The sequence below is a fragment of the Sphingorhabdus sp. genome (assembly GCF_044357595.1).
Lineage (GTDB): Bacteria > Pseudomonadota > Alphaproteobacteria > Sphingomonadales > Sphingomonadaceae > Sphingorhabdus_B.
Map to the genome: position 1 here is coordinate 26986 of NZ_JBIKPH010000005.1, position 20870 is coordinate 47855.

Consider the following 20870-nt stretch of genomic DNA (forward strand, 5'->3'; position numbering starts at 1 on the left):
TAAGGGCAGCAACATGGCGGGAAGCGTCAATAAAGTCATCATCGTCGGCAATTTGGGCGCAGACCCTGAGGTCAAATCCTTTCAGAATGGCGGACGTATCTGCAATTTGCGGGTCGCGACCTCCGAAGATTGGAAAGACCGCACAACGGGCGAGAAAAAAGAGCGCACAGAATGGCACTCTGTCGTGCTTAATTCAGATGGCCTGGTCGGCGTGGCGGAGCGCTTCCTAAAAAAAGGCAGCAAGGTGTATATCGAAGGCCAATTGCGCACGCGCAAATGGCAGGATGCTTCTGGCAATGACCGTTACACGACCGAAGTTTCGGTGGCCGGTTTTGACGGTAAGCTTGTGATGCTGGACGGTCCCAAGGGTGGATCGGGCGGCGGTGATAGCTGGGGCGGCGGCGGGTCGTCGGGTGGTGGTTCTTCGGGCGGCGGCAACAATTGGGGTGCTGGCGGCGGCGGCAGTGCTGGTGGAGCATCTGGCTTTGGTGGCGGTGATTTCGACAATGATCTCGACGACGACGTACCGTTTTGATCGCTAATCACGGGGTAATATTGACGGCAGATTGAGCGGGGACCAACATGAAAAAAGCGATATTGGTCCTTGTTCTGCTAAGCGCGATTGCAGCCTATTTCATTTTTGATCTCGGGCAGTTTGTAAGCCTCGAAAACTTTAAAGCGAGCCAAGCGGACATTGTCGCGGCGAAAGACGCGAACCCTGCCCTTTACATCATGGGCTTCTTTATCCTGTATGTCGCGGTGACCGGGCTATCGATTCCTGGCGCGGCGATTATGAGCCTTGTTGCCGGCGCATTGTTTGGCGTCGTGGTTGGCACGATCATTGTTTCCTTTGCCTCAACGATTGGCGCAACTTTGGCCTTTCTAAGTGCGCGCTTCGTCTTGCGTGATTGGGTGCAGGGGAAATTTGGCACGCGTTTGCGCGTGATTGACGACGGCCTACAAAAGGACGGCGCGTTTTATGTGTTCACGCTGCGCCTCATTCCTGTGTTCCCGTTTTTTGTCATCAACCTGTTGATGGGCTTAACGCGTATTAAAACGCCGACGTTTTTCTGGGTAAGCCAATTGGGAATGCTGCCGGCAACAATCGTGTTTGTGAACGCGGGCACGCAAATCAGCAGGATTGAAAGCCCCGCTGGTTTATTGTCCCCGGCCCTTATTGCATCCTTCGCCGCGCTTGCGTTTTTCCCATGGGCGGCAAAGGGCATTGTCGCCTTATTGAAGCGCGGCCGTGCCTGAACGCGGGCAAAAGCCGAAGCGGTTTGACCGCAACCTCATTGTCATTGGTGCCGGCTCGGCAGGCTTAGTTTCCGCATATATCGCCGCAATGGTGAAAGCCAAAGTGACGTTAATCGAAGCGCATGAAATGGGGGGGGATTGCCTGAATACCGGATGCGTTCCATCCAAGGCACTCATTAAAAGCGCCAAGGTCGCACATCAGATTGCCGATTCGGCGCGCTTTGGCATTGATGTGGGCGCGCCTCGCATCGACTTTCCGGCAGTCATGCGCCGCGTGCGGGACGTCATCACAACCATCGAACCACATGACAGCGTTGAACGCTTCACGGGCCTTGGGGTCGACTGTGTGCAGGGCTATGCGCGCTTCATTGACCCTTGGACGGTCGAGATTGACGGCGCACGGCGTTTGACGGCCAAGTCTTTTATCATCGCCACAGGCGCAGCGCCGCTTATCCCGCCGCTACCCGGTGTAGAAGACAGCGGCTATCTCACCAGTGAAACATTGTGGGATGCAATGGCGACGCGGGCAGCTGCGCCGGATCGGCTGGTCATCTTGGGTGGCGGGCCAATTGGATGCGAGCTTGCGCAGGCATTTCAGCGGCTGGGATCGAACGTGACTATCGTCGAAATGGCGGACCGCTTTCTGTTGAAGGAAGATGCCGATGCCGCCGCCTTGGTGACGGCGCGTCTGGAATCAGAAGGCGTTTCTATCCGCACCAAGCATCGCGCGTTGCGGTTTGAAACGGGCAAGACGCTGGTCGTTGCAGGGCCAGAGGGCGAGGCCGCAATCGCTTATGATGACATCATCATCGCAGTTGGGCGTAAGCCGCGCGTGTCTGGTTTCGGCTTAGAAGAACTTGGGCTGGTCGTTGACGGACGGCTGGAAAACGACGTGTTTTTGCGTTCCAGCATGCCGCATATCCTGTGCGCTGGCGATGTTGCGGGGCGTCAGCAGCTCACCCATGGCGGCAGTCATGAAGCCTGGTATGCCAGCGTCAATGCGCTTGCCCGACCATTTAAAAAATACCGTACCGATTACCGCGTCCTGCCACGCGTAACCTATACAGAGCCCGAACTGGCAACGGTGGGCCTCACCCAAGCTGAAGCGGAAGAGCAGGGCCTGTCCTTTGATGTCACGCGTTATGATCTTGACGATCTTGACCGGGCAATTGCGGAGAGCGAGGCGCATGGTTTTGTCAAAATTCTGACGGCAAAGGGCAGTGACCGGATCTTGGGCGCGACGATCATCGGCCAGAATGCTGGCGAGATTCTCGCCGAAGTCACCTTTGCGATGAAGCACAATATGGGCTTGCGCAAAATTCTCCAGACCATTCATCCTTATCCCACATGGGCCGAAGCGAACAAATATGCCGCGGGGCAATTTGGCCTCGCGCGCAAGCCTGTGGCGTTATTGAAATGGGCGGAACGCTGGTTCCGGTGGCAGCGCGGTTAGCGGAAGCTTTTGGCCGCAAGGACCATGCGCTGCATTACGGTTAAGAGGCAAAGTGCAGCAAAGACTATGGCCAGCGTCGGGAAATATGCTGGGAACAGACAGAATAGCAGGAACAAAGCGATAGTCTCGCCGCCCTCCATCAATCCAGTCGAATAGATAAACGCCTTTGGCCCATGCGCACTGTCACTAGATGTGTGCCGCCCGGCAATGGCGGCGAAGGCCAGGAAGCTGACGGCGGTTAATGTGAAGCTTGCGACTAGAATTAAGGCTGGCATTTTGTTTGCGGGGTCAATCAGTGCGAAAGCCACGGGCACCGAGAGGTAAAATACATAATCGCAGAGTATATCGAGATAGCCGCCCAATTCGGTCGGCCCATTGTTGCGCGCAATCGCGCCATCCAGTCCGTCGAAAATCCGGTTCAGCACGATGAACACCAAAGCTGCTGCGAAATGCGATTGGGTGATACAAAAAGCAGCGCCAAGCCCAAGCCCCGCCCCGCTGATCGTCAGCGCGTTCGCCGAAATACGCGCGCCAGACACCCAACCTGCAACGCGGATGAGCGCCGGATCAACCAACCGGCGCAGCGCCACATCAAACATGGCGCGTGCCCCTCATTTTTTCGCCAATAAGTCTTTAAGGCCTGCCAAAGCGCCTGTCGGAACAACATCTTCCTCGCTTTTCACCCCAGCGGCTTTGAGCATTTTTTCTGCCTCCGGGCTGCGCGGATAGGGGTTGAGGGCAAGGCCAAGTGATTGGGCAACGGCTTCGCCCAGATCAATCGTCTGGCCGTCGTGAAACATCGTGTCGCAATCCTCTGGCGCAAGCTCAAGCTCGACCTCGCCATTGACAACAGGCTCTGGAACGAAACGGATATGGACCGCCTCGTCCATTCTGGCTGGAACAGGGTCATGCGAGGCAATGCAAAATTGCGTGAGATCCGCGGTGAAGCGGCCCGTGGCCACAACCCCTTCAGCATCATGCGCCAACGATATTTCCGCCTTCAGCGAATCCAGCGCAGCAAGGTCAAAACGCGCCATCAGACCAGCGCGGGCATCTTCATCAGCGGACATTTGAATATTCCGGCTGTGGTTACCAACTTCCGAAAGCTTGATGACATGGCTGAACTCGTTGCCCATCACCATTTGGCGTCGCCTTCGACGATCATATCGGGCAATTGTGCGCCAAGCGCCCGCTCGACATCAAGCAGACCTTGGTGTGTGTGGGCAAGTGCCTCGGGTGATGGCGCAACGCTGCGGTAAATGTTGCGGACAATGATATCATCAAGCAGATTATTGTTCGCCATAGCATTGCGCAGTGCGCCAAGCCTGCCGCCGACCGCACTCATGATCTGGCCAATATGCTTTCCGACAATCATGTCGCCAATGCCCACCTCGCGCAATTGCCCGTCCATGTCGTCGACGAAAACCTCCGTCAGCCGCGCCATGTCCAAGGCATAGGCTTTGCCCTCCTCAAGCCGCAACAGCACAAGTGACAATATCGTTGCCACCATGTCGAAACGGCCATCAAGGCTGTCGGGCACCTGCCCCTCAACATACCAGTGTGGCACGCGGGCCTTAGCCACGATCTGGTTATACAATGGAACAAGTTTCAACTTGGGGTCGGGTTGCCCGTTACCGAACAGTCTTTTCAAAAATGTCATAACGGCGATTTCATCCTTACTCATCCGGTATTCATCTGGGATTGCATATTGATATTGCGCCTTAAGGATGCAATGGCAAAGGTCCAAGTTTAGTGGATAAGCGGAGAAGTCTATGCGTGCGTCGCAAATTGTTAGTCTTGCAACAGTGATTGCTGCTTTATCTCTGTCTTCGGGGTGCACGCGCTTGAAATCGCATCAAGGATATATTGGCGACCAAACGCTGCTGACCTCGGTTCAGCCAGGTGTCGACAATAAGGGATCGGTTCAGGCATCGCTTGGCCGGCCGACATTTGTTGGCCAGTTCGACCAGAATGACTGGTATTATTATTCCCGTGACGCCAAGCAATTGGCATTTTCGCAGCCCGTGGCGGAAAATCAATATGTGCTTAAGGTCAGCTTCGACCAAGCGGGCAATGTTGCGTCGGTGTCGCAAACCGGCAAAGAACTGATTTCTAAAATCAGCCCCGAAGGCGATAAGACCCCAACACTTGGCCGTGACACGAGCTTCTTCGAAGAAATCTTCGGCAATATCGGAGCTGTCGGCGCCGGCGGTGGTCAAGGCGCAGCGCCCAATAGCCCTAATTAAACAACATTCCTGACCGACATCAAATCGGCATTCTCAGGCCGTTTGCTTCGCCAGCGAGCTACTCCGTAACACCCGCTGCTGCCAACACTGCAAGCGTCACAAGGTCGCTTGTGCTGGATGCCATGGTTGCAACTTGCACTTGGCGCTCCATACCCAGCAGCATCGGGCCAATGACCTGATCCCCACCCAATTCGCGCAGTAGCTTTGCCGATAGGTTCGCAGACTGAAGCCCCGGCATCACCAGAACATTGGCTGGGCCAGACAATCGGCAGAACGGGTAATTTTTCATCACTGCCGGGTTTAAGGCAACGTCAGGCGGCATATCGCCTTCATATTCAAAATCGGGTCGGCGGGCGTCCAACAATGCAACGGCGTCGCGGATATTGTTGAGCCATGTTCCGGCAGGATTGCCAAAGGTTGAAAATGAAAGGAATGCAACGCGGGGCACATGGCCCATGCGGCGGGCAACAGCTGCAGTCTTTTCGGCGATGTGCGCCAATTCTTCGGCAGTTGGGCGTTCGTTGACTGTCGTATCAGCAATAAACACCGTGTGCGTTTTGCCGACCATGACATGAATGCCAAAGGGCACCGCATCCTTTTTCGGGTCAAGCACACGGCGCAGCTCGCTCAGTGTTTGGCCAAAGGTGCGGGTAACGCCCGTGATCATGGCATCGGCCTGATCCATTTGCAGCAGCAGCGCGCCAAAGATGTTGCGGTCGCGGTTGACCATCCGATGAATATCGCGGCGCAGATAGCCACGGCGCTGAAGCCGGCTGTACAATCGGTCGACCATTTTATCCACCAGCGGACTTTGGGCACTGTTATGGATTTCATAGTCATCCGGGTTCGCGCCGAGCCCGATCAGCTTTTCGGTGACGCGCGTGTCACGGCCAATCAATACCGGAACGCCGTAGCCATCCTGTTTGAACTGGACGGCAGCGCGCAGCACGACATCTTCTTCAGCTTCAGCGAAAATCACGCGCTTGGGTTTCGCGCGCGCAGCTTGATACACCTGCGTCAGCGCCGACGTGGTCGGGTTTTGCCGTGCACGCAGGCTGGCGCGATAGGCGTCCATATCGGCAATCGGCTTTTGCGCCACGCCCGAATCCATCGCAGCCTTGGCAACTGCGGAGGCAACAATTTCCATCAGACGCGGATCAAATGGTGATGGGATGATATAATCCCGGCCGAATTTGTGCATCAGCCCGCCATAGGCTGCGGCCACCTCTTCCGGGACAGTTTCGCGCGCCAACTGCGCCAACGCATGCGACGCTGCAATCTTCATCGGCTCGTTTATGCTAGTGGCCCGCACATCCAGCGCGCCACGGAACAGGAAGGGGAAACACAGGACATTGTTGACCTGATTGGGGAAATCCGACCGGCCAGTCGCGATAATTGCGTCGGGACGGGCAGCGCGCGCAACTGGCGGAGAAATTTCGGGGTCGGGGTTTGCCATCGCAAAGATGATCGGCTGATCCGCCATGGTTTTCATCATATCGGCCGTCAAGATATTGGCACGGGAAAGTCCCAGAAATACGTCAGCGCCGACGATTGCCTCGGCTAGGCTACGCGCAGTGGTCTTTGCGGCATGCGCCGATTTCCATTGATCCATGCCCTCAATGCGGCCTTGATATATAACACCCTTTCGGTCGCACATGATGACATTGTCGTGTGGCACGCCCATGCTCTTGAACAACTCGATACAGGAAATTGCCGCGGCGCCAGCGCCATTGCATACAACCTTTATATTTTTGAGTGACTTGCCGGTCAGCTCGCACGCGTTAATCAATCCAGCGGTTGCGATAATCGCGGTGCCATGCTGGTCATCGTGAAAGACCGGGATGTTCATCCGCTCTTTCAAAGTCTGTTCAATGATGAAGCAATCGGGCGCGGCAATGTCTTCCAGATTGATGCCGCCAAAAGTAGGCTCGAGCAATTCCACTGCGTCAATGAAGCGCTGCGCATCTTCAGTGTCCACTTCGATGTCGATGGAGTCGACATCAGCGAAGCGTTTGAAAAGAACTGCCTTACCCTCCATGACAGGTTTTGACGCCAACGCGCCCAGATTACCCATGCCAAGGATCGCGGTTCCGTTCGAGATTACTGCAACCAAATTGCCTTTCGCGGTGTAATCATAAGCGGTGGCCGGATCATCATAAATGGCCTGCACGGGTACGGCGACGCCGGGCGAATAGGCGAGCGACAAGTCGCGTTGCGTTGCCATGGGCTTGGTCGCCACAATTTCGATTTTCCCCGGACGGCCTTGCGAATGGAAATCCAACGCTTCCTGCGGGGTGATTTGGACATCGCTATCGTTCGCTTCTCTCATTCTGAACCCCTAAACAAATTTCCACTTTATCAACCTCTAACGTGCTAATGACGCAAGGGCAAGCATTGCCCCGCCCGTCGGGCTTCGCTAACGCATAGTATATGGCGGAGGCAAACACACCGACACCGATGATGGTGCAATATCTGGGCTTAAAGGCCAAGGCAGGTGATTGCTTGCTGTTTTACCGCATGGGTGATTTTTTCGAACTGTTCTTTGATGATGCACGGGCCGCGGCAGCGACTCTAGATATCGCCTTGACGTCGCGGGGCGAACATGATGGCCAGCCGATCCCGATGTGCGGCGTGCCCGTGCATGCCGCCGAAGGCTATCTGGCGCGATTGATCAGGGCGGGGCACCGCGTGGCTATCGCCGAGCAGACCGAAAGTCCGGAAGCAGCCAAGGCGCGGGGTGGCAAGACGTTAGTTACCCGGGACATTGTGCGCTTTGTGACCGCTGGGACGCTGACTGAGGACAGTCTGCTGGATAGCTGGGCGTCGAACATGCTTGTTGCAGTTGCCCAGGTTGGGGAATTTTTCGGACTGGCGGCGGCGGATATTTCAACTGGCTATTTCGAACTATTAACCGTGACGGGCGGATCGCTTGAGGCAGAGTTGGCGCGCCTCTCCGCCAGCGAATTGGTTGTTCCGGAAGGCCTTCCCCAATCGCCGCCGGACGCCATCATCCGGCCACGTGCAGATTTTGAAAGCACACTTGGTGGCGATTTGCTGAGGCAGCATTTTGCGCTCACCACGCTCGATTCCATTGGCCCCGTGACACGGGCGGAGCAGGCGGCTGCGGGGGGGCTGATTTCCTATCTCGCGCATGCCGGACAGGGCAAAATGCCTTTCTTAAAGTTGCCAGTCCGCCGCGAGGTGCATGAGCATCTTCTGATTGATCAAGCAACGCGCGACAGCCTTGAGATCAATAGCGCAAGCAAAGGCGGCCGCGCAGGGTCTTTATTGGCCGAGGTTGATCGGACAATTACGGGCGCGGGTGCGCGGCAGTTGGCTTCCGATCTTGCCGCGCCATTGATGGATAAGGCGAAGATCGATGCGCGGCTATCGCTGGTGCAATGGTTTCACGATGCGCCGCTTACGCGCGACGCCGTCCGTGCAGCTTTGCGCCAATTGCCTGATATTGCCCGCGCGCTTGGGCGTGTGGTTGCTGGGCGCGGCAGCCCAAGGGACTTGGGACAAATCCGCGACGGGCTTGATGCGGCGCGCGTGTTGCGCGAACGGCTGGGTGGCATGGAGAACCGGCCGGAGCTGCTGGATCATCTTCTGCCCGCATTGGATGGCCATGGGCATATGGTGGATCTCCTTACCCGCGCTTTGGTGGCTTCACCGCCTACAGATACGACGCAAGGCGGATATATCGCCGAGGGCTATGATGCGGCGTTGGACGTGTTGCGGGTCGCGGGTCGCGACGGGCGGCAAGCCATTGCGCAACTGGAGGCGCGTTATCGCGATGCAACGGGCGTCGCCGCGCTCAAGATCCGGCACAATGCGGTGCTTGGCTATTTTGTCGAGGTGCCTGCCAAGCATGGCGATGCTTTGATGGCGCCCGGGACTGGCTTTACTCACCGTCAGACGATGGCGGGCGCCGTGCGGTTTAACTCCCCCGAACTGCATGAGGAAGCGCTGCGGATAACGCAGGCAGGTGGCCACGCGCTGGCAGCAGAGGCAGCGCATCTTGAGGAACTCATCGCGCTTATACTCAATCGCCGTGATCCGATTGCCGCAAGCGCAGATGCCTTGGCGCGCATTGATGTTTCAGCCGCACTTGCCGAACGCGCGGCGGAGAGCAATTGGTGCCGGCCAAGCTTTGTTGGGCATCCGTGTCTTGAGATACAGGGTGGCCGCCACCCAGTCGTGGAAAGCGCGTTGGCAAAGTCGGGAGACCGCTTCATCGCCAATGACTGCAAGCTGTTGCCCGAAAAACGCTTGTGGCTCGTCAGCGGTCCGAACATGGGCGGTAAGTCGACCTTTTTGCGGCAGAACGCGTTGATCGTTTTATTGGCGCAGGCGGGCAGCTACGTTCCGGCAACCGCGGCGCGGCTTGGGCTAGTTGACCGTTTGTTCAGCCGCGTTGGTGCCTCGGACAATCTGGCGCGCGGACGGTCAACCTTCATGGTCGAAATGGTCGAAACCGCCGCCATTCTTGCGCAGGCCACGGAACGCAGCTTTGTCATATTGGACGAAGTTGGGCGCGGCACATCAACCTATGACGGCCTTGCCATTGCGTGGGCGGTGGTTGAAGGCATTCATGAAACCAATCGTTGCAGATGCCTTTTCGCCACACATTATCATGAGCTAACGCGACTGTCAGAAAGCCTGGATGCGCTGTCGCTGCACCATGTGCGGGCGAAGGAATATAAGGGCGACCTGGTTCTCTTGCATGAGCTAGCTGAAGGTCCGGCCGACCGAAGTTATGGCATTGCGGTGGCAAAGCTTGCTGGCCTGCCGCCGCAGGTTGTGGCGCGCGCAAGCGCGGTTTTGGGCAAGCTCGAAAAAGGGCGCGCTGAAACCGGCGGACTTGCGGCTGGACTTGGTGACCTTCCCTTGTTCAGCGCGGCCATGGACGCCGCCGAGGCCAAGGTGGACGCCTTGCGTGAAAAGCTGTCTGACCTGGACATCGACGCGCTTAGCCCGCGCGCCGCGCTTGACCTGTTATATGAACTGAAACGCGCGGCTGGCGAAAGCTAATCAGGTCAGCGACAAAAATAACCCAGCCAGCGCAGCGCTCATCAGGTTGGCGAGCGAGCCGGCGGCCAAGGCCTTTAAGCCAAGTTTGGCAATCATGGGCCGCTGGTTGGGTGCCAGGCTTCCGGTGACGGCCATCTGGATCGCAATTGAACTGAAATTGGCGAAACCACACAAAGCAAAGGTGACGATGCCGACGGTTGGCGCCGATAATTCTCTCAACGCGCCCAAGTCAATGAACGCCACAAATTCGTTTAGGACGATCTTCGTACCGAATAGGCCGCCAGCCTGAAGCGCTTCCTGCCACGGCACGCCGATCAGGAACATTACCGGCGCAAAGACATAGCCGACAATTTGCTGAAAGCTTAAGTCTGGCAAACCGAACCAGCTACCAATGCCGCCCAATATACCATTGGCAAGCGCAACCAGAGCGACGAAGGCAAGCACCATGGCGCCAACGGCCACCGCAAGCCGGACGCCTGTCTGTGCCCCTTGCGCTGCGGCCATGATGATGTTTGCGGGCTTCTCCTCACCATCGTCATGCACCATCACAGGTTCATCATCAGGATGTGGGTTGGCTAATGCCGGGTCGCCTTCTGGCAAGGCAACCGCTGGCACATCGGGCATCATGATTTTCGCCATCAATATCCCGCCGGGCGCGGACATGAATGCCGCCGCCAGCAGATAGTCAATTCGGATGCCCATCGAGGCGTAAGCCGCCAATATGGTTCCGGCAACACCTGCCATGCCGACAGTCATGACACAGAATAATTGTTCAGGCTTCAAGCCAGCGAGATAGGGGCGAATGACCAAAGGTGATTCCGACTGGCCCACGAAAATATTGGCTGCAGCACACAAGCTTTCGACTTTCGAAATGCCGGTGATTTTTTGCAGACCGCCGCCAATCCAGCGGATGACATATTGCATGATGCCCAAATAATAGAGGATCGAAATTAAGGAGGCAAAAAAGATGATGACGGGCAACGCTGCAATCGCAAAGCTGTTTCCGCCGATTTCAGGCGAGGCAAGCGGGCCAAAAATAAACTGAGTGCCTTTGGCCGAATAGCCAAGCAGATTGGATACACCGGAAGACGCCGCGTTCAACACCACTTTGCCGGTTGAGGTGTACAAGACCAAAGCGGCGACACTTGCCTGCAAGGCAAAGGCTGCGCCCACCACCCGAAATCTAATCGCGCGACGGTTGGACGACAGCAAAATGGCTATTGCCAAAATCAACGCCATCCCTGCCAGGCTCATCAAAATTTGCATGAATGTTTTCCCCGAAAACACGCCCAGCAGGACGGCATTTTGTCATTTCCATACTAGACCTAGCGCCATCGTTAGTCTTGCGCCAATAAAATTAGACGCTAGTCAGTTTTGGATGACTATTCAAACCACATCACACGCGACCGACGGGGGTATCCCGAAATCGCTTTTCATGTTTTCAATCATTTACGGTGGCATGGTGTGCATTGCCGGCGTGCTTGGAAATAAGCAGGTTTCTTTAGGGCCGCTGGCGGTCGAAGCGGGCATTTTCCCGTTTCTTTTGCTTGTCATCTTATCCAGCTCGATTGCAGCCTTGCACGGGAAAGTTATTGCGGACAGACTTGTTAAATATGGTTTTATTCCGCTTATAGCGTCGATATTGCTGGCTTTACTGGTACTGTCATTGCCGCCGTCACCCAAGATGGATGACAAATATCTCGATGCGTTCAACACCATGATGGGGCAGACGCCGCGCATTTGGCTTGCAGGCATTGTTGCTTATGGCGTGTCGCAAATGCTCAACGTCTATCTGTTTGATCGTCTCAAAAACACCGTTGGTAAATATGTCGCGTTGCGCGGTGCTATCGCTGCGGTGCTATCGCAGATTATCGATACATTGTTGTTCGTAACTATTGCCTTTTACGGGGTGTTCCCCATCACGGAATTATTGTTTGGCCAAATGCTTGCCAAGGTCGTTCTGAGCATGATCATGGTGCCATTGCTCATCACTTTCTTTGTCAGCTATGGCCATAAACTTGACGGCACGGACCCCAAAGCAGGTAACACGCATGACCATTGATCCCGTCAATCTCGCTAAGGCCGAAACTCTTACTGAGGCGCTCCCTTATCTGCAGCGTTATGCGGGCAAGACCTTTGTCGTAAAATATGGCGGGCATGCCATGGGCGATGCCAGCCTAGCTCGTGACTTCGCTGATGATGTCGTGCTGCTAAAGGCTGTCGGCATCAACCCTGTGGTGGTGCATGGTGGCGGCCCACAGATTGGCGCAATGCTCAAAAAATTAGGCGTCGAGAGCGAATTTGTTGATGGCCTTCGCGTCACGGATGCCGAAACCGCAAAGATTGCCGAAATGGTCCTGTCTGGCGCAATCAACAAGGAACTTGTCGGCTGGATTAACGCTGCGGGCGGCAAGGCGCTTGGCATTTCGGGCAAGGATGGCGGGTTAGTCACCGCAACCAAGGTGCAGCGCACACAAAAGGACCCCGACAGCCATATTGAACGGAATATCGACCTTGGCTTTGTAGGCGAACCAACGACCGTTGACCGCAGCATCATCGACACCATTAGCGCGGCTGGCATGATCCCTGTCATCGCACCGATCGGCGTTGGCGCAGATGGTCATACCTATAACATTAACGCCGACACCATGGCTGGCGCCATTGCAAGCGCCTTAGGCGCTTCGCGTCTTTTCCTATTAACAGATGTAGCAGGCGTGCTGAGCAAATCGGGTGAATTGCTGACGGACCTTGATCCTGCCGCCATTGCCAAATTGCAGAATGACGGCACGATCAGCGGCGGTATGATCCCCAAAATCCAGACATGCGTTGATGCTGTAGAATCCGGCGTTGATGCAGCCGTCATATTGGATGGCCGCACCAGCCACGCGATGCTTATAGAAATGTTTACCGTGCAGGGTGCAGGCACGCTCATCCACAAGTAAACTGGACATTGCACCGTTTTAGGCTGTTGATACAGCGCCTCGGCTCGGCTAATCGCACGGGCGAAACTTTTTGGAGAATTCCATGCTTGTCGCGCTCATTTCCATAATCGGCTATTTGATGACGATCCTGTCGACTGTCGTGATCATCCAGTTCATCATGAGTTTGCTGATTTCTTTCAACGTGGTCAGCCTGTCGAACAACATCGTGGCGTCCATTTGGCAGGCTCTTTCTGTCATTATTGACCCGTTTCTAAAACCCATTCGCAAGATTATGCCCGATACCGGCATGATCGACTTTTCGCCCATGGTGCTGCTGATCGGGCTGCGCATATTGCAGATGCTTTTGGCGGGCCTGGCCAATGATATTTCTGCGGCCGGCATGTGAGCAGCGCTGCGATCATTGATGGTAAGGCGTTTGCGGCTAATTTGCGCCAGCGTGTTACCTCTGCCGTTGAACCCTTCGTCACGCTAACCGATCGCAAGCCCGGCCTTGCCGTTGTGCTTGTGGGCGAAGATCCGGCCAGTCAAGTCTATGTCGGATCGAAGAAGAAGGCGACCGTCGAAGCTGGCATGAACAGCTTCGAACATCGCTTGCCGACGACGGTTTCGCAAAACGAACTGATTGCGTTGGTGGAAACACTCAATGCCGATGCTGCAGTCGATGGCATATTGGTGCAATTGCCCTTGCCACCACATATCGATGACAAGGCTGTCATCGCCGCGATTGATCCGGCGAAGGATGTTGACGGCTTTCATGTCGTGAATGCTGGACGGCTTGCGGTGGGCGAGGAAGCGTTTGTGCCGTGCACACCGCTTGGTTGCCTGATGCTGTTAAAGGACCATCTGGGGGATTTATCCGGCAAGAACGCTGTGGTCATTGGGCGGTCAAATATTGTCGGCAAACCGATGGCACAATTGCTTTTGGCCGAAAACTGCACCGTAACTATCGCGCACAGCCGAACGCAGGATCTGCCCGGCGTCGTGCGCCGTGCGGACATTGTGGTCGCCGCGGTTGGTCGCGCGGAAATGGTGACGGGTGATTGGTTGAAACCCGGCGCAGTGGTCATTGACGTCGGCATTAACCGGCTCGAACCTGAGGCAGGCCAAAGCAAGGGCCGTCTTGTGGGCGACGTTGCCTTTGACGACGCATTGGCGCGTGCGGGCGCAATCACGCCCGTTCCGGGTGGCGTTGGGCCAATGACTATCGCGTGCTTGTTGCGCAACACTTTGGTTGCCGCATACCGCCGTGCTGGAATATCTGCACCTGAAGGAATTTGATGCCATGAAAGCATATTCTTCCCTTCTTTTTGTTGCAGCATTGGGCGGTTGCGCAGCGGGACCAAGCCCTGAATTTCGAAATTTCCAGCCAAAGATTGCGAACCCAAGCGCGATTATCGCCGCAGAGATTGGCTTTAATCAACTGGCGCAGGAAAAGGGGCAGTGGACGGCGTTTCGCCAGACCGCGACCAAAGACGCAATGATGTTCGTACCGCAGCCTGTATCGGCGCTTGAACATGTGAAGGGCAGGGCAGATCCGAGAAAGTCGGTGAAGTGGCAGCCCCACAAGGCCTTCATGTCCTGCGATGGCAAAACTGGTGTGACGACTGGCGCGTGGCAAAGGGGCGACGGTTCGGTCGGCTATTTCACAACCGTTTGGGAGTTTGTCGAAACCAATGCGGCAGGTGACGGTGAATGGAAATGGGTGTTGTATCATGGCGATACCCTGACCGCGCCACGGGCATCTAAAGAAATGATCGAGACCAAAGTTGCAAGCTGCAAAGGCAGCGCCTCCGCATCGCTTTTTGCGCCACCCGAGGGCGTAGTGATGAAGACCGGCTATGCGCGCGACCAATCGCTCGGCTACACTTGGGTGGTTCAGCCAAACGGCGCACGGACCGTTGAAGTCAAATTATGGAACGGCACCGTTTCAGAGACGGTCATATCTGATCAGGTTGCGGCACCAAATTGATCGATCTGTTTTTCTCGGCATTCATCACCTTTTTTGTCGTTATCGATCCGCCAGGCTGCGCGCCCATCTATGCCAGCCTGACCAAGGGCGCCAATGTTGCGCAGCGGCGGAACATGGCGTTGCGCGCGGTCCTGGTCGCGTCAGGGATATTGCTGGTGTTCGCATTGTTTGGCGAACAATTGCTCGCCGCGCTGCATATTGAATTGAATAGCTTCCGCATCGCGGGCGGCATCATGCTGTTCCTTATCGCTATCGACATGGTCTTCGAGAAGCGGACGGAACGCCGGGAGGAGCGCGCGCAAAAAATTATCGATACGCCAGAAATTGAAGACGTCTCTGTTTTCCCGATGGCCATGCCGATGATCGCTGGGCCGGGCTCAATCGCTTCGATCATGCTGTTGATGTCGCAAAATAGCGGGATTGACCGCGCGGGCGTCATTTTGGCAGCGCTGGGAGCAGTATTGGCCCTTACCCTGATGGCGTTACTTGCCGCTGGGCCAATCATGCGCGTGTTGGGCGCCAATGCCGAAGCCGTGATTACCCGGCTTCTGGGCGTGCTTCTGGGCGCGCTTGCTGCGCAGTTTGTGATCGATGGCCTCCGGGCCAGTTTTGGTGGCTAATTACTGAAGCGTGACGCGGTCGTCAGAGCCGTCATGACGTCCGAAAAACTGCATCAGTTGAACGATCGTGTCCGCCCGATCAGACAGGCCACGCGCCTCAAGCAAGGCCTGCTTGGCCGCAAAGTCGAATGGCGCAATCTGTGCGATGGCATTGACCAGCGAATAATCGTCCAATTGTGACACGGCCGTCCAATCGACGCCGTATCCTTGCGCCTCTGCAAATCGGCGCGATTCAATTTCGATAGATGCGCGCTCAGCCAGCGACAGCGTGTCGTTCGCTTCATCTTCGTCCCACAATTCGGCCTCCACCTGCCGAAAGCTTGTGGTGACGTTCAGCTCGTTCACCACGGAAAAGCGTTGCACACCTTCAAGGATGATATTGTACCGGCCATCCTCAAGCGCTTCGACGTCTTGGATCCGCGCGAGGCAACCGACATTAAACAAGGGCGGCTGGTTGCCCTGCCCCTTTGGCTGAATCATGCCAACGTTCCGGTCGCGGGCAAGCGAATCGCTCACCAAATCGCGATAGCGTGGCTCAAAGATGTGCAGCGGCAATTGCATGCTTGGAAATATGATGGCCCCGGTCAGCGGGAATACCGAGATACGGCGCGTGGTCATCCGAAAAGGATCGCTGACAATTTGCGGCGCGTTGCCGCTACCCAAGGGTCTTCCAATCCAATCAATGCAAATATCTCCAAAAGGCGGGCCTTGGCTGCCCCGTCGTTCCATTCCTGGTCCGCCGCTATGATAACTAACAAGGCTTCGGCGGCGCCATCGCGTTCGCCTGCAGCCATCAAGGCATTGGCAAGCTCAAGCCGCAGGGCATGATCGTCGGGCGCGGCAGTGACGGATGCCTTCAGCCCCGCCAGTTCTTCAGGGGGAACGGCCGCGGCGGCAATGCTCAACACTGACCCTGCCTTCTCCAATACTGGATCACTGCGCAATTCCTCGCTGAGGCTGTCAAATATGGCCTGGCCCTCGTCTTGACGGCCCAATGCGGTCAATGCACGGATCAAGCCTGAAAGCGCTGCGGGGTGCTCCGGCAGAACAGAAAGCACTTCGGCGAACACGCCATATGCTTGTTCTGCCTCGTTTTGCGCCAAAAGCATTTCTGCCTCTTCTACAAGTGGCGCCAGTTGCTCCAATGGGTCCGGGGTAGAATCACCAACCACGATAGGTAATTTCTCCAGCAACTGGTCCAGCATCTGCCGCAATTGCGGTTCTGTGCGCGCAGGCGACAGGTCGGCAACGGGCTGCCCCTGAAACATGGCGTAGACTGTTGGAATGGAGCGCACCTGAAATTGCGCGGCGATGAATTTGTTCTCGTCGACATTGACCTTAGCCAATATCACGCCGCGATCCGCATATTCCGCTGCGACCTTTTCCAAAATCGGCGTCAGTTGCTTGCACGGCCCGCACCATTCGGCCCAAAAGTCCAGAATCACCAGTCGTTCCATCGACGGCGTGACGACGTCGATCCGGAATTGCTCAACGGCTTTTTGTTCGTCGGTGGTGAGGCCCATCGTCGCCAAGGTTATTTCTCCAATCTTGAGGATTCGTTTCATCCCCTATGTGGGCAAAGTGGTGTCTTTCACAAGATAGGCTTTACCCCATTTTCGTAAAAAGCGGCCATTTGTTGCTTGCGAGGGGATATACCCCATGCTAACGGCGCACCTCACCTGTCAGGAATTAGTTGCCTGACCGCCAGAGCGGGCGTAGCTCAGGGGTAGAGCACAACCTTGCCAAGGTTGGGGTCGAGGGTTCGAATCCCTTCGCCCGCTCCATAAAATCAAGGGTTTAGCAGAACCCTTGTGATCCCCCATGAAACTTCCATGAAACACGGTATGTTTTCTGCGACGAGTTATTTCGCCGCATATTCCAACTTAATCTTTGTTTCCATATTGTTCAACCTAGGAAACCGTTGAGCGCCCACATTCATAAATATCACCGAATGATGGCGAATAGTTAGCCATGATCCGACATGTTAGGGTGCGATTTCATTCCGAAATTCATATAAATATCAATAAGATGATCCGAGACGGATCAATGGCCGGCAGTTCGCAAACTGCCGGTATGTAAGGCATTTGTATGTTGGGATTGGTAGCTTGGCATCGGTGTTTATCGGATCAAGTGCCTGCTATACCTCTCGAACGACCACAGCACCTGCAAAGCTCTGGCTCGGAAACTCCTTAGCATCAAAGCTCAGCAGAAGCGAATTTGACCCGAACGCCGATGCGTCCAATTCGCACTGCCCATTTTCTTTAAGAGCTTTTGACATCTTTCGCTTATAGCCACCAACTAGTTCTAGTTCACGGCTCCCCACTACGGAGATGACAGGCCTACCATTTTCGTAGCCATGGAACACCAACAAACCGTCAAGATCGCTCAACGGGACGTCGTAAAATTGACGCTCGGAGTCATGATAGAGAGACAGGAAGCAGTTGGCGGCGTTGTCCGTGAAAGCGTCAAAAATCTTTTTGAAACCTTTATCTCCTTCGATGGCGATCTTTTTGCCATCATTATCGTAGTAATCAAGGCCGACCTGCGGAAAATTAAAATCCCAAACAATTGCCTTTTTCGCCATGGTGAATTCTCCCTTTTATAAAGTCTAAACGACTACGTATTCGTAACTAGGTCGCGAGAACGGCTCATATGCCGTTACCGGTTCAAAATCGTCACTCTGCTTGGCTATCGGTGCGTCGCTAGTCTTCAGATGATGGGTAATAGCTCTTTGTATCGACCAGTCTATTTCGTCCTCATCACGTGGCATATCTTTGAGTTTAACCCAATAGATATACTCCGAGCCATCCTCAGACGTCACACATACTTCGATGTAGGATATTTTTTTGGACATGATAAGATCAATTTTCTCGTGTAAATACAATAATTTGTGTGAAAATCTTTAAGCCGCAATTTTGATCAAGTCGTTTCGAAGATGCCCAAGCGTCCGTATGGTGTCAAGAATTGACTATTATTCCAACTTGTGGATAATTTACGCTTTATTGTTTGGGCCACTGCCTCAGATTGTGCGCTGACTACCGGTCAAGACGAAGTTTCTTGCAATCGATGGAACGTGGGCAAACAGCGTCATTTCAAAGCTGCGGGGCTTGTTGCACATACCGTCTCCAGTCACCTGCAGCACGGCCGCCATAGGAAAACATCCGCATTTCTAACTCTTCAGGTGTACTAGATTTTAGTTTTTCGCTTACATCTTGCTGCCCCGCAAGAAATTCCATTCCCTGACAAAAAATCTCAAACACTGGAGCGCCGTTCCGATCCGAGACATAGTGGTTAACTTTACCGCGAAAAACGGTGCGGTTAAGATCGACAATAGGCTTACCTGTATACCTTAGAAGCAGGTTCATACTTACTGACGTCCACTGATCCATTATGTACCCTGTATGCTGCGGCTCCGCAAAAAATATCAGCTTCGTGTAGTAAGCCGGACCAAAGCCACAGCGCGGATTTTCTCTTCGAAACTGGTGAAATCGTGCATAGCCTTCCTCCCGTGATAGCTTGCCTTCTCGCAAATCACGGACAATTCCACGCCATCCATGACGCAGATTCCAAGCAATCTCACCGTGATTTTTTTTTGCCCCCCCACGCCATGATGGCTAAAAAGCAGTTTTCATCCGAAACATTAGAGTCTGCGCAAATCGACTTAAGAAAGTCTCGGTCAACCTGCTCGTTCGGCAACATGGTTATTGTTTTTTGATCGGCACCGATCCCCTGTGCCCACGAATAAGGCTTGCGGGCGGCTGGCCAGCCTGTTTGATGTGCCAAGTCAGTGAAAACATCAAAATGTTTCTGGTTTATCGTAAATGCCATATTGGGGTCCTGCAGATTTAGTTTCGCACATTATATCAACGAGACGGCCATCCTTATCAACTCAACAGATGCGTATATTTGGATAGATCTTCTTCAGATTCCGCATTGAGTGGCCTATAAACTGAGAGTTATTGATTACCGTGTTGCAGGTGCGCCAGCTCCTTGCCCCATGTGTATCTGAATATAGTCACGCATCAGTCCTCCGCCATGAAGAATGTTGGCTCGATAGCGCTCAACGCTCCGCCAATTTTTCTGGGTCCATGCGCTAAATTTTTAAGACTAAGGGCGGAGGGGGCAGCACGAAGTCTGACCTAAAACATCCACTATAGGCTGAAGCTTGTAACCTAGGAATTTACCAGAATTCGTCCGACCCGAAGGAAGCCAGTCAATACAGAGCGACTGCAACATTATCCTTAAATCCGAAATTAAAACAAGTATTGACTTGGCGGCTAAGAAACGTTCTTTTCACGGTCATAAAGTAATGAAATAAATGCGATTAAATAGAGGATTGATTTATGAGTCCACCTGAACCATCGCCTCACGATGGCCCATACGGATTGCCTGAAGATACTCAATCTGCCGGTATGATAAGAATCAAGGCAAACTATTGCGTCGACGAGGGTGAGTACGAGTTTGAAACCGAAAGTGATCGGGATGAATTTATCTCAAATCCGACATTCAGTTTCGATTTTAATATCGACAATGTGGATGACAAAGATGGCGTCGAACACGTTTTTGGCACTCTTGATGTAGCTCCTCATTTTTCGAGACGCTCCCCTGAATTTACCGTCACTCGGGTGGAGCCAAGCGAAGACAATGACGCTGTCGCAATCGTTAGTGTCGAAGTTGAGATGTTTTTCGACATCCGTATCTCGTTGGCGGATTTCCACGAATGGGTTGAAGGTGAAGGAGACACATGGAGATATTCTGGCCGGATCGAGTGCGCTGGCGAGATAGGCTTAATCAATTCTGAGAGGGAGGAGTATGAATCCTATCTTGAGGTAACGAGTATTCTAGATCCGCCAAATGTGGGCGCTGCCTACGACATTGTTCAATCGGTTACTGAACAACTTGCTGGCGCAATTGGACTAACAATCTTTATCTCTGAGGATACCGATGCCGAGCTAGTTGATAGCCTGATCTGTAAACTAGAGGGAGATGGCGCTCTACTTGTCCAAGTAGAAATGGGTGCCAGCTATATGGATTACATTTCGCCGCTGATAGAAACTGAAGAAGGGGCTACTGCGATTTTGGACGGGGTGCAGCATATACACGAAGATCTCATAGGTGATTTTCTCCGCATCTTGAGCGATAGGGTCTTAGTCGGCACCATTGGTGACGGCGATAACGCCCAATCATTTGAGATGCCAATGGCCGCATTTAACTTGGTTCTGATTGACCGCGGTGGTGGGGAAACGTCGCTAATAAGGTATGCAGTGTAAACATCAACGAAGGTTGGGAAGCCGGTTGTGGGCGTGAGCGTATTGTGGACTAATGCCGGTGAGCTGTCTGTCGTTGAAG

22 protein-coding genes and 1 tRNA gene are annotated in these 20870 nt (G+C 54.4%); 13 read left to right on the forward strand and 10 right to left on the reverse strand.

Features of this window, described 5'->3' with window-relative positions; all coding sequences use genetic code 11:
* Positions 1-13 precede the first annotated feature (13 nt).
* From ssb to ACIQ2T_RS01715, 3 genes are read left to right on the forward strand one after another with little or no spacing between them, the layout of a single operon-like run.
* A complete protein-coding gene (gene ssb / locus ACIQ2T_RS01705) occupies positions 14-535 on the forward strand; it encodes a single-stranded DNA-binding protein (RefSeq protein ID WP_397589315.1) in 522 nt (173 codons plus the stop codon).
* Positions 536-582: 47 nt separating this feature from the next.
* Positions 583-1257 (forward strand): TVP38/TMEM64 family protein, encoded by a 675-nt coding sequence (locus ACIQ2T_RS01710; RefSeq protein ID WP_397589316.1) that lies wholly within the window; start codon positions 583-585, stop codon positions 1255-1257.
* Positions 1250-2710 (forward strand): dihydrolipoyl dehydrogenase family protein, encoded by a 1461-nt coding sequence (locus tag ACIQ2T_RS01715; RefSeq protein WP_397589317.1) that lies wholly within the window; start codon positions 1250-1252, stop codon positions 2708-2710. The genes ACIQ2T_RS01710 and ACIQ2T_RS01715 overlap by 8 nt, the downstream gene beginning before the upstream one ends.
* Here ACIQ2T_RS01715 and ACIQ2T_RS01720 read toward each other — a convergent pair.
* Genes ACIQ2T_RS01720 through ACIQ2T_RS01730 form a run of 3 tightly spaced genes read right to left on the reverse strand, consistent with a single transcriptional unit; the run spans position 2707 to position 4394 of the window.
* Positions 2707-3309 (reverse strand): CDP-alcohol phosphatidyltransferase family protein, encoded by a 603-nt coding sequence (locus tag ACIQ2T_RS01720; RefSeq protein ID WP_397589318.1) that lies wholly within the window; start codon positions 3307-3309, stop codon positions 2707-2709. The two genes, ACIQ2T_RS01715 and ACIQ2T_RS01720, sit on opposite strands and share 4 nt — an antisense overlap.
* A 12-nt stretch (positions 3310-3321) precedes the next feature.
* Entirely contained in the window at positions 3322-3852 is a 531-nt protein-coding gene (locus ACIQ2T_RS01725; RefSeq protein WP_397589319.1) for a YceD family protein, read from the reverse strand.
* Complete coding sequence (locus tag ACIQ2T_RS01730; protein WP_397589320.1) at positions 3846-4394, reverse strand: ubiquinol-cytochrome C chaperone family protein; 549 nt, start codon at positions 4392-4394, stop codon at positions 3846-3848. The genes ACIQ2T_RS01725 and ACIQ2T_RS01730 overlap by 7 nt, the downstream gene beginning before the upstream one ends.
* Before the next feature lie 88 nt (positions 4395-4482).
* On the opposite strand from ACIQ2T_RS01730, the gene ACIQ2T_RS01735 reads away from it, so the two are divergent.
* Positions 4483-4956, forward strand: coding sequence for an outer membrane protein assembly factor BamE (locus ACIQ2T_RS01735; RefSeq protein ID WP_397589321.1), 474 nt, complete (start codon positions 4483-4485; stop codon positions 4954-4956).
* A 58-nt stretch (positions 4957-5014) separates the two neighbouring features.
* On the opposite strand, the gene ACIQ2T_RS01740 is transcribed toward ACIQ2T_RS01735, so the two are convergent.
* Complete coding sequence (locus ACIQ2T_RS01740) at positions 5015-7285, reverse strand: NADP-dependent malic enzyme (protein ID WP_397589322.1); 2271 nt, start codon at positions 7283-7285, stop codon at positions 5015-5017.
* Positions 7286-7386: 101 nt separating this feature from the next.
* On the opposite strand from ACIQ2T_RS01740, the gene mutS reads away from it, so the two are divergent.
* Positions 7387-9990: a DNA mismatch repair protein MutS gene (mutS, locus tag ACIQ2T_RS01745; protein WP_397589323.1), complete on the forward strand. Its 2604-nt coding sequence runs from the start codon at positions 7387-7389 to the stop codon at positions 9988-9990.
* On the opposite strand, the gene ACIQ2T_RS01750 is transcribed toward mutS, so the two are convergent.
* Complete coding sequence (locus ACIQ2T_RS01750) at positions 9991-11256, reverse strand: NupC/NupG family nucleoside CNT transporter (protein ID WP_397589324.1); 1266 nt, start codon at positions 11254-11256, stop codon at positions 9991-9993.
* A 112-nt stretch (positions 11257-11368) separates the two neighbouring features.
* On the opposite strand from ACIQ2T_RS01750, the gene ACIQ2T_RS01755 reads away from it, so the two are divergent.
* The 6 genes from ACIQ2T_RS01755 (at position 11369) to ACIQ2T_RS01780 (ending at position 15521) form a co-directional block, all read left to right on the forward strand.
* Positions 11369-12052, forward strand: coding sequence for a queuosine precursor transporter (locus tag ACIQ2T_RS01755; protein WP_397589325.1), 684 nt, complete (start codon positions 11369-11371; stop codon positions 12050-12052).
* Entirely contained in the window at positions 12042-12932 is an 891-nt protein-coding gene (gene argB / locus ACIQ2T_RS01760) for an acetylglutamate kinase (protein WP_300038912.1), read from the forward strand. The genes ACIQ2T_RS01755 and argB overlap by 11 nt, the downstream gene beginning before the upstream one ends.
* Before the next feature lie 82 nt (positions 12933-13014).
* The gene (locus ACIQ2T_RS01765; RefSeq protein WP_397589326.1) at positions 13015-13317 is read left to right on the forward strand and encodes a YggT family protein; all 303 of its coding nucleotides are present in this window, start codon (positions 13015-13017) and stop codon (positions 13315-13317) included.
* Positions 13314-14210, forward strand: coding sequence for a bifunctional methylenetetrahydrofolate dehydrogenase/methenyltetrahydrofolate cyclohydrolase FolD (folD, locus tag ACIQ2T_RS01770; protein WP_397589327.1), 897 nt, complete (start codon positions 13314-13316; stop codon positions 14208-14210). Before ACIQ2T_RS01765 ends, folD begins: the two co-directional genes overlap by 4 nt.
* A 4-nt stretch (positions 14211-14214) precedes the next feature.
* Positions 14215-14901 carry a hypothetical protein gene (locus ACIQ2T_RS01775; protein WP_397589328.1) on the forward strand — a complete coding sequence of 229 codons (687 nt, stop codon included), beginning with the start codon at positions 14215-14217 and terminating at the stop codon, positions 14899-14901.
* On the forward strand, positions 14898-15521 hold the full coding sequence (locus ACIQ2T_RS01780; protein ID WP_397589329.1) for a MarC family protein: 624 nt from the start codon (positions 14898-14900) through the stop codon (positions 15519-15521). Before ACIQ2T_RS01775 ends, ACIQ2T_RS01780 begins: the two co-directional genes overlap by 4 nt.
* On the opposite strand, the gene ACIQ2T_RS01785 is transcribed toward ACIQ2T_RS01780, so the two are convergent.
* Both ACIQ2T_RS01785 and ACIQ2T_RS01790 read right to left on the reverse strand, forming a co-directional pair.
* On the reverse strand, positions 15522-16139 hold the full coding sequence (locus tag ACIQ2T_RS01785) for an LON peptidase substrate-binding domain-containing protein (protein ID WP_397589330.1): 618 nt from the start codon (positions 16137-16139) through the stop codon (positions 15522-15524). It abuts the gene before it with no gap.
* Positions 16136-17086: a tetratricopeptide repeat protein gene (locus ACIQ2T_RS01790; RefSeq protein ID WP_397589331.1), complete on the reverse strand. Its 951-nt coding sequence runs from the start codon at positions 17084-17086 to the stop codon at positions 16136-16138. The genes ACIQ2T_RS01785 and ACIQ2T_RS01790 overlap by 4 nt, the downstream gene beginning before the upstream one ends.
* A 144-nt stretch (positions 17087-17230) precedes the next feature.
* Between ACIQ2T_RS01790 and ACIQ2T_RS01795 the strand changes: the two genes are divergently transcribed.
* Positions 17231-17305: transfer RNA gene (locus tag ACIQ2T_RS01795), tRNA-Gly, on the forward strand.
* Between the two features lie 353 nt (positions 17306-17658).
* Here the strand turns inward: ACIQ2T_RS01795 and ACIQ2T_RS01800 are convergent.
* The 3 genes from ACIQ2T_RS01800 to ACIQ2T_RS01810 all read right to left on the reverse strand — a co-directional run bounded on the left by ACIQ2T_RS01800 (position 17659) and on the right by ACIQ2T_RS01810 (position 19349).
* Positions 17659-18105 (reverse strand): hypothetical protein, encoded by a 447-nt coding sequence (locus ACIQ2T_RS01800; RefSeq protein ID WP_397589332.1) that lies wholly within the window; start codon positions 18103-18105, stop codon positions 17659-17661.
* 508 nt (positions 18106-18613) lie between these two features.
* Positions 18614-19051 carry a hypothetical protein gene (locus ACIQ2T_RS01805; protein ID WP_397589333.1) on the reverse strand — a complete coding sequence of 146 codons (438 nt, stop codon included), beginning with the start codon at positions 19049-19051 and terminating at the stop codon, positions 18614-18616.
* 46 nt (positions 19052-19097) lie between these two features.
* The gene (locus ACIQ2T_RS01810; protein ID WP_397589334.1) at positions 19098-19349 is read right to left on the reverse strand and encodes a hypothetical protein; all 252 of its coding nucleotides are present in this window, start codon (positions 19347-19349) and stop codon (positions 19098-19100) included.
* Between the two features lie 515 nt (positions 19350-19864).
* On the opposite strand from ACIQ2T_RS01810, the gene ACIQ2T_RS01815 reads away from it, so the two are divergent.
* Positions 19865-20791: a hypothetical protein gene (locus tag ACIQ2T_RS01815; protein ID WP_397589335.1), complete on the forward strand. Its 927-nt coding sequence runs from the start codon at positions 19865-19867 to the stop codon at positions 20789-20791.
* Positions 20792-20870 lie beyond the last annotated feature (79 nt).

Excerpts from the sequence above, each read along its gene's own strand:
- ssb (WP_397589315.1), top strand. The coding sequence starts at position 14 with ATGGCGGGAAGCGTCAATAAAGTCATCATCGTCGGCAATTTGGGCGCA.
- ACIQ2T_RS01710 (WP_397589316.1), top strand. The coding sequence starts at position 583 with ATGAAAAAAGCGATATTGGTCCTTGTTCTGCTAAGCGCGATTGCAGCC.
- ACIQ2T_RS01720 (WP_397589318.1), bottom strand. The coding sequence starts at position 3,309 with ATGTTTGATGTGGCGCTGCGCCGGTTGGTTGATCCGGCGCTCATCCGC.
- ACIQ2T_RS01725 (WP_397589319.1), bottom strand. The coding sequence starts at position 3,852 with ATGGTGATGGGCAACGAGTTCAGCCATGTCATCAAGCTTTCGGAAGTT.
- ACIQ2T_RS01730 (WP_397589320.1), bottom strand. The coding sequence starts at position 4,394 with ATGAGTAAGGATGAAATCGCCGTTATGACATTTTTGAAAAGACTGTTC.
- ACIQ2T_RS01735 (WP_397589321.1), top strand. The coding sequence starts at position 4,483 with ATGCGTGCGTCGCAAATTGTTAGTCTTGCAACAGTGATTGCTGCTTTA.
- ACIQ2T_RS01740 (WP_397589322.1), bottom strand. The coding sequence starts at position 7,285 with ATGAGAGAAGCGAACGATAGCGATGTCCAAATCACCCCGCAGGAAGCG.
- mutS (WP_397589323.1), top strand. The coding sequence starts at position 7,387 with ATGGCGGAGGCAAACACACCGACACCGATGATGGTGCAATATCTGGGC.
- ACIQ2T_RS01750 (WP_397589324.1), bottom strand. The coding sequence starts at position 11,256 with ATGCAAATTTTGATGAGCCTGGCAGGGATGGCGTTGATTTTGGCAATA.
- ACIQ2T_RS01755 (WP_397589325.1), top strand. The coding sequence starts at position 11,369 with ATGACTATTCAAACCACATCACACGCGACCGACGGGGGTATCCCGAAA.
- argB (WP_300038912.1), top strand. The coding sequence starts at position 12,042 with ATGACCATTGATCCCGTCAATCTCGCTAAGGCCGAAACTCTTACTGAG.
- ACIQ2T_RS01765 (WP_397589326.1), top strand. The coding sequence starts at position 13,015 with ATGCTTGTCGCGCTCATTTCCATAATCGGCTATTTGATGACGATCCTG.
- ACIQ2T_RS01775 (WP_397589328.1), top strand. The coding sequence starts at position 14,215 with ATGAAAGCATATTCTTCCCTTCTTTTTGTTGCAGCATTGGGCGGTTGC.
- ACIQ2T_RS01785 (WP_397589330.1), bottom strand. The coding sequence starts at position 16,139 with ATGACCACGCGCCGTATCTCGGTATTCCCGCTGACCGGGGCCATCATA.
- ACIQ2T_RS01790 (WP_397589331.1), bottom strand. The coding sequence starts at position 17,086 with ATGAAACGAATCCTCAAGATTGGAGAAATAACCTTGGCGACGATGGGC.
- ACIQ2T_RS01800 (WP_397589332.1), bottom strand. The coding sequence starts at position 18,105 with ATGGCGAAAAAGGCAATTGTTTGGGATTTTAATTTTCCGCAGGTCGGC.
- ACIQ2T_RS01810 (WP_397589334.1), bottom strand. The coding sequence starts at position 19,349 with ATGGCATTTACGATAAACCAGAAACATTTTGATGTTTTCACTGACTTG.
- ACIQ2T_RS01815 (WP_397589335.1), top strand. The coding sequence starts at position 19,865 with ATGAGTCCACCTGAACCATCGCCTCACGATGGCCCATACGGATTGCCT.